Annotated in this window: 2 protein-coding genes; one reads left to right on the top strand and one right to left on the bottom strand. The window is 58.0% G+C overall.

The features are described from left to right. The first annotated feature begins 172 nt into the window (after positions 1 to 172). On the top strand, positions 173 to 493 hold the full coding sequence (locus IQ273_RS32320) for a helix-turn-helix domain-containing protein (protein ID WP_313898329.1): 321 nt from the start codon (positions 173 to 175) through the stop codon (positions 491 to 493). A 35-nt stretch (positions 494 to 528) separates the two neighbouring features. Here the strand turns inward: IQ273_RS32320 and IQ273_RS32315 are convergent. Beyond that, a partial coding sequence (locus IQ273_RS32315) for an amino acid permease (protein WP_194027173.1) occupies positions 529 to 2,712 on the bottom strand: 2,184 nt, incomplete at its 5' end.

Raw genomic sequence — 2,712 nt, 5'->3', positions numbered from 1 at the left:
TTGACTCAATTGGTCTTGCAGTTGACGATACAAGAGGGGTGTTTCCATGAGACTGGCCTTGAGTTGGGGAATTCAAGCCTCTCATGAAATGCCCCTTCCCATCTACCCTGTCTCATTTGGGACTCCTTTCACAACAACCCTTTCAGGACTTTTCTGCACCACCAAGGCCCAAGTGTCGCAAACGACGGCCTGCAACAGTCTGCACAACGTGGATCAACGGTTGGCCCGTTGGCTACTCGAGGTCAATGACCGCACTGACCATTCCCATTTCAAGCTCACTCAAGAATTTCTTGCCGATATGCTAGGGGTGCGCCGCCCTAGCGTGACACAAACAGCGCAAAAACTTCAGGAAAAAGGCCTGATTCACTACCACCGAGGCCACATTGACATTCTTGATTTAGACGGCTTAGAAACCTGTGCTTGCGAGTGTTTCCACACCATTAAGTACGAATACGATCGCCTGCTAGGCGAGAAACATAGACTCTTTCCCTAGGCGTCGAGTCAGTCAGTTTCAATCAGTAACTATTGCTAATCTTCTGCCAGCACCTGGGTGAACTTAAACCGGGGTGCGGCCAACACAAATACCGTCGTGGGCAACGCCGCCACGCGAGTTTGCAGCCGTTCGTAATAGCTCGGAAAGTCGTGATCGGGCAGGGCCATACCAATAAAGATGCGATCGGCATGGCTAGAAGACTCCCGCAGAATGTCTTCAAAGGGTCGCCCGTTCGCCACCAGTACGCTGGGCTCGGCCCGAATTCTCAGTTCGTCGGTCAGGCGATCGAGGTTTTCGCGGGCTTGCTCCGCCGCCGCCTGATCGGGCACAACTAGCTTGAGGCAAAGATTTGCCCCGCGCCACTCCACATCCGATCGCAGCAAGTCAGCCAAAATCAACATCAGGCTGCCGTTGTCGTTGAGGCCACCCCACCACACATCAATCTGGCGAGAGGACCGGCGGGGCGATCGCTGGGTGGTCTCGGCCTCGCGAAAGAGGACGACATTGCGCTCGGCCTGGTGCAGGCGGGTAACTAGAGCACAGTAGCGATCGCGGCTTTCAAGGTTTTCGCTGTTGCCCATCAGCACCGTATCGGGCACTACCTGGCCCAGGCCGTAGATCTCGACCAGCCGTTCGGTGCCCTCATAGGGGTCGGGGGCCGTGAGCACCCGCACCAACGCCTGCACCCCCCGCTTGAGTAGGTAGTTGTTGATCGTCACTTCCATGTCTTTTTGCTGAGCCACCTGTCGGGAGCCGGACGGCAAAATACTGGCGACCGTAAACAGGCCCCGGTTGTGGCTGAGGGCATTGGCAAATTCAATCAGGCCCCAGCGCTGCATAGGGGAGCCCGACAGCACCAAGAAATTGGGTCGCCAGTTTTTGGCGTCGGGGCTGTTGCCCAGCTGAAACAGACTGGTACGCAGCAGCAGCATCCAAATGCCCCGCCGGGCATCTCCCCAGGCGGTTTGCAGCTCGCGTCGCTCTAGCCAGAAAAAGATGCCCGCCACCACGAACCCAGCCAGCAGCGTGGCGATCGGGTTAATCAAAAACATCACTCCCAGGCAGCCCAGCGCCCCCAGCGCCGAAAGCGACCAGTGCACCCTAAACAACGGTCGAAACGAGGGGCTATTTAAAAACCCTTCAATGCCAGCCGAGACGTTGAGCACCAGATAGGTGGTAAGAAAGAACATAGTCAGCACCGGGGCAATCAGGTTGAGATCGCCAATGCACACCGCTGCGATCACAATGCCCAGGGTGACGGCGGTACCCAGGCGAGGCTCGTCGTTGGCACCGCTGCCCTTACCCAAAAAACTCATCCAGTTGGGCAGCACCCCATCGCGAGCCAGGGCCTGCAGCACCCGAGGTGCTCCTAAAATGCTGCCGATCGCGCTAGAGAGAGTGGCCCCCCACACCCCCAGCAAAATGGCCGGTCCCCAAAAGGCGATCCGCCGCATCACCAGCGGGTCAGAGACCAGGGTGGCGGCATCGGCCCGAGAGGCCAGCACTACCGGCAGGATCATGTAGATCACATAGCCGGTGCCTACCGCCGCCAGGGTGCCCTTCGGAATCGACTTGCTCGGATTTTTGAGATCGCCCGACATGTTGACCCCGGCCATAATGCCTGTCACCGCCGGGAAAAAGACCGCAAATACCTGCCAGAAGGGCTCTCCGTCGGCAACGCCCCACATTTCGACCTGGGTATTTGAGAGCGGCGAGCCAAAGGCCAACGATATGAGCGACAGCGCGATCGCCGCCATGATCACGTACTGCGCTTTGACCGCAAACTCAGCTGAGGTGATCGCCAGCACCGCCACCAGCACCGTGACAATTAGCGCTACGTAGAGCTGGTCAAGAAAGCCAAAGGCACTGACAACGCTCTCGGCAAAGCCAATGGTGTAAAGCGCCACCGATAGAGCCTGGGCAAAGTAGAGGGGAATGCCCACCGCACCGCCGGTTTCAATGCCGAGCGAGCGGCTGATCATGTGGTAGGCACCGCCCACGCGCACAACGCGATCGGTGGCGATCGCGCTAATCGAAAGGGCCGTCAAAAAGGTAATGCTACAGGCCAGGGTGACGATGATCAGACTGCCCAGCAGCCCTACATTGCCCACCACCCAGCCGAAGCGCAGGTACATGATCACCCCCAAAATTGTCAGGATTGAGGGGGTATAGACACCGCCAAAGGTGCCCAGGCCAGTCTTTTTTTCCTCACCTGAGGC

Source organism: Nodosilinea sp. LEGE 07298, assembly GCF_015207265.1.
Taxonomy (GTDB): Bacteria; Cyanobacteriota; Cyanobacteriia; order Phormidesmidales; family Phormidesmidaceae; genus Nodosilinea.
This window is presented reverse-complemented; position numbering and strand designations above follow the sequence as displayed.